The sequence below is a fragment of the Streptomyces javensis genome (assembly GCF_039525925.1).
GTDB lineage: Bacteria > Actinomycetota > Actinomycetes > Streptomycetales > Streptomycetaceae > Streptomyces > Streptomyces asiaticus.
Genome location: NZ_BAAAIF010000201.1, coordinates 1 through 3,563 on the forward strand (window position 1 = coordinate 1; position 3,563 = coordinate 3,563).

Here is a 3,563-nt window from a genome sequence, read left to right on the forward strand (position 1 = left end):
AACTCCTCCATCGCGGTCGGCAGCAACCCGGGCTCGGCGACCAGGCGTTCGCGGTCCTGCGGGTTCCCGGCCAGGTGCCACAGGGACGAGCCGATCGACTTGGTCGTCGTGCCGATCCCCGCCGCGAAGAGCAGCAGCATCATGCTGATGATGTGGTTGGGATCGAGCTTGCGGCCCCGGAGCTCCACGTTGAGGAGGTAGGTGATCAGGTCCTCACGCGGGTTCTTGACGTGCTCCTTGATCTCCGCGAGCAGGAAGACGAACATCTTGCTCAGCTGTTCGACGTGCTCGTCCCGCGAGTCCAGGGCGTCCTCGCGGTTGATGTTCGCGATGAGCTCGCGGAACAGCTTCCGGTCCCGCTGCGGGATGCCGAGCAGGTCACCGATCACCTGCTCGGGGACCCGCTGCGCGTACTCCTCGGCCGCGTCGACGACGTCGCGCCCCTTGAAGCCGTCGATGAGGGCGTGGCAGAACGCCCTCGTGCCCGGCTCCAGCTTGGCGACCGCGGTCTTGGTGAACGCCGGCAGCAGCAGCTTGCGCGCGCCGTGGTGGAACGGCGGGTCGGAGGTGATCGGCGGCAGTTCACCGACCGGCGCCAGGTCCCGCGGCGGCCGGAAGTTGCCCACGTTCACCGACCGCGAGGAGAAGCGCTCGGTGTCGTAGGCGATCGCCGCGATGTCCTCGTACAGGGTCGGGATCCACGCGCCGCCGAACCGCTCGGTGTGCGCGATCGGGCACCGCTGCCGCAGGTCGTCCATGATCGGGAAGGGATCCTCGGTCCACCGCGGATCCAGGTGCGAGAAGTCCGTCGCCCAGTCGGTGACCGGGCCGGTGATGTTCTCGCTGCGGATGTTGTGGTAGCGGTCCCGGTCCGGGTCCCGGAAGTCCTTGTTGAAGCGGTCGTCGGCGGCCACGTCACTCCCCCTCGGCCAGGGTGATCGCCCGCTCCGGGCAGCTCGCGACCGCGAGGCGTGCCTCGCGCTCGTCGCCCGGCGGCACCGAGCCGTCGCCGGGAACGCTCCCGTAGCCCTCGCCGTCCTCGCCGAACACCCTGGGGGCGATGTCGTAGCAGCGGCCGTGGCCCTGGCAACGTCCGGAGTCGATCTGTACTTTCACAGTGAACCGTCCCACTCGTCATGAGGCTGATCCGCATGGCCCCGTTCGGCCATCCTGCGCGGCAGGCCGGCGGCGGCGGAGGTCTCCGGGAAGGCGATGACGCCCCGGTCAGGCGGGTTCGACGGGCGAACGGGCCCCATGGCCACGGGCGGTCCCCCCAGCATGCGGTCGAGCCGGATGCCTGCGGTGTTCATGCTGCCCGGCATCGTACGGCCGCCGAAAGGGCGGTCGGCCATCGCTCGGCCATCGCGGGGTAACTGAGTGCCCATTGCCGGGAACGACGTCCCGGGGTCCGTGGCCGAGGCCGCGGGACCGGCCGGGCCGCCGGGGCCGCCGGGGCCGACACGCAGAAACACGCCGTCGACTGGTCGGACGGCGTGTTTCTGGCGGCGCGAGGACCGACCCGCTGTCAGTCCGTACCGACGCCGGCGGCCACGGGCTCCTTGGCCTCGGCCGCGGCGGCCTCGCCCTCCTCGGCACCCGCCGGCTGGGCCGGGACGGTGAGCTCGGACACGCTGAGGTCGGACACCTCGGTCACCGCCGCGAGAGCGGCGTCGATGGCGTCGGCCAGCGTCGGGGAGACGGCGTCATCGAAGTCCATCCGCGTGACGGTGACCTCGGCGTCGGTCGGAAGCACGTCGGTGCCGAAGTCGACGGCGCCGACGCAACCCGCCTTCAGGGTGGTCATCTCGTCCTCGGTAATCTCCCGGCTGAGAACCAGCGAGAACACATACCCCATTGACTGTCACCTTTTCATCTTCTGTGTATCGCGGTGTCGCGGTATCGCGGTATCGCGGTATCGCGGTATCGCGGTATCGCGGAACCGTACTTCAGCAGGCGGATGTGTCGTCAGAGGGCGGTGTGCTCGTATCCGGCCGACCCTTGAGGATCACCATCTCTTCGTCGTTGCCAGGCCCGTCGCGCTCTCATGCTTGCTGGCGCCGCGCGGTGGCGTAAAGGGTGGTCGGCCATCGGTCGGCCATCGGTCGGCCACTGCGGGGTAACTGGCGCACGCCACGGGCCGCGATGGGCACTCAATTACCGCGCGATGGCCCGACGATGGCCGACCGCCCTTTCCGTGCCGCTCGGTGCCAGGAAGCATGGACCGCGTCGGCACCCGGCACGTCGCACGCTGAGGAGACCGCTCGTGGGCATCCGGCCCACTGGACCCGCCGGGTTTCGGGGGGTTCCGGTCGCCGCCGCACGCGCCCCGTGAGGACCCCGTGCTCTCGTGGGCCACGGCATGGAGCTGATCGAACGGCACGACGAGCCCGGCACGACGAGGTATGCGAACGGGCGTGCGGATCAGTCTTATGACAAGGGGCCAGTTCACTGTGAAAGTACAGATCGACTCCGGACGTTGCCAGGGCCACGGCCGCTGCTACGACATCGCCCCCAGGGTGTTCGGCGAGGACGGCGAGGGCTACGGGAGCGTTCCCGGCGACGGCTCGGTGCCGCCGGGCGACGAGCGCGAGGCACGCCTCGCGGTCGCGAGCTGCCCGGAGCGGGCGATCACCCTGACCGAGGGGGAGTGACGTGGCCGCCGACGACCGCTTCAACAAGGACTTCCGGCACGCCGACCGGGATCGGTTCCACACTTCGCGCGGCGAGATCATCACCGGCCCGGTGACGGACTGGGCGACGGACTTCTCGCACCTGGATCCGCGGTGGGCCGAGGATCCCTTCCCGATCATGGACGACCTGCGGCAGCGGTGCCCGATCGCGCACACCGAGCGGTTCGGCGGCGCGTGGCTGCCAACGCTGTACGAGGACGTCGCGGCGATCGCCTACGACACCGACCGGTTCTCCTCGCTCGGAACCAACATGAGCGAGTTCCGGCCGCCGCGGGACCTGGCGCCGATCGGCGAGGCCCCGCCGATCACCTCCGACCCGCCGTTCCACCACAGCGCGCGCAAGCTGCTGCTCCCGCCGTTCACCAAGACCGCGGTCGCCAAGCTGGAGCCGGGCACGAGGGCGTTCTGCCACTCCCTCATCGACGGCTTCAAGGGACGCGACGTCGTCGACGCCGCACACGACTACGCGCAGCAGATCCCGAGCCGGGTCATCGGCGACCTGCTCGGCCTGCCCCCCGAGGACCGGGAACGGTTCCACGAGCTCGCCACCAACCTGGAGGGCGAGGGCAAGCAGTCGCGGGAAGAGCGCCTGGAGCACATGGGCCGGGTGTTCATCTATCTGCTCGCGGAGGTCAACAAGCACGTCGAGCAGCCGCGTGACGACCTGATCAGCTACCTCCTCAACGCGGAGCTGCACGGCCGCAAGCTCGAACCGAACCACGTCATCGGCACCATCATGCTGCTGCTCATCGCCGGCATCAGCACGACCTACAGCGCGATCGGCTCGTCCCTGTGGCACCTGGCCGGGAACCCGCAGGACCGCGAACGCCTGGTCGCCGAGCCCGGGTTGCTGCCGACCGCGATGGAGGAGTT

General features: G+C 69.7%; 6 protein-coding genes. 2 read left to right on the top strand and 4 right to left on the bottom strand.

Annotation, left to right across the window (positions count from 1 at the left end; all coding sequences use genetic code 11):
* The 4 genes from ABD329_RS47475 to ABD329_RS47490 form a co-directional block, all read right to left on the bottom strand.
* Positions 1-914, bottom strand: a 914-nt coding sequence (locus tag ABD329_RS47475) for a cytochrome P450 (RefSeq protein WP_344318230.1), incomplete at its 3' end; no start/stop codon positions are given.
* A gap of 1 nt (position 915) precedes the next feature.
* A complete protein-coding gene (locus tag ABD329_RS47480; protein ID WP_198276262.1) occupies positions 916-1,116 on the bottom strand; it encodes a ferredoxin in 201 nt (66 codons plus the stop codon).
* Positions 1,113-1,310, bottom strand: a complete 198-nt coding sequence (locus tag ABD329_RS47485) for a hypothetical protein (RefSeq protein ID WP_198276263.1) — start codon at positions 1,308-1,310, stop codon at positions 1,113-1,115. Before ABD329_RS47485 ends, ABD329_RS47480 begins: the two co-directional genes overlap by 4 nt.
* Before the next feature lie 215 nt (positions 1,311-1,525).
* Complete coding sequence (locus tag ABD329_RS47490) at positions 1,526-1,855, bottom strand: hypothetical protein (protein ID WP_198276264.1); 330 nt, start codon at positions 1,853-1,855, stop codon at positions 1,526-1,528.
* Between the two features lie 595 nt (positions 1,856-2,450).
* Here ABD329_RS47490 and ABD329_RS47495 point away from each other — a divergent pair.
* Together ABD329_RS47495 and ABD329_RS47500 are read left to right on the top strand one after the other, a co-directional pair.
* Positions 2,451-2,651: a ferredoxin gene (locus ABD329_RS47495; RefSeq protein WP_198276265.1), complete on the top strand. Its 201-nt coding sequence runs from the start codon at positions 2,451-2,453 to the stop codon at positions 2,649-2,651.
* Position 2,652: 1 nt separating this feature from the next.
* Positions 2,653-3,563 (top strand): cytochrome P450 (locus ABD329_RS47500; protein WP_344318231.1); only part of this gene is annotated, 911 nt, incomplete at its 3' end.

Excerpts from the sequence above, each read along its gene's own strand:
- ABD329_RS47485 (WP_198276263.1), bottom strand. The coding sequence starts at position 1,310 with ATGAACACCGCAGGCATCCGGCTCGACCGCATGCTGGGGGGACCGCCC.
- ABD329_RS47490 (WP_198276264.1), bottom strand. The coding sequence starts at position 1,855 with ATGGGGTATGTGTTCTCGCTGGTTCTCAGCCGGGAGATTACCGAGGAC.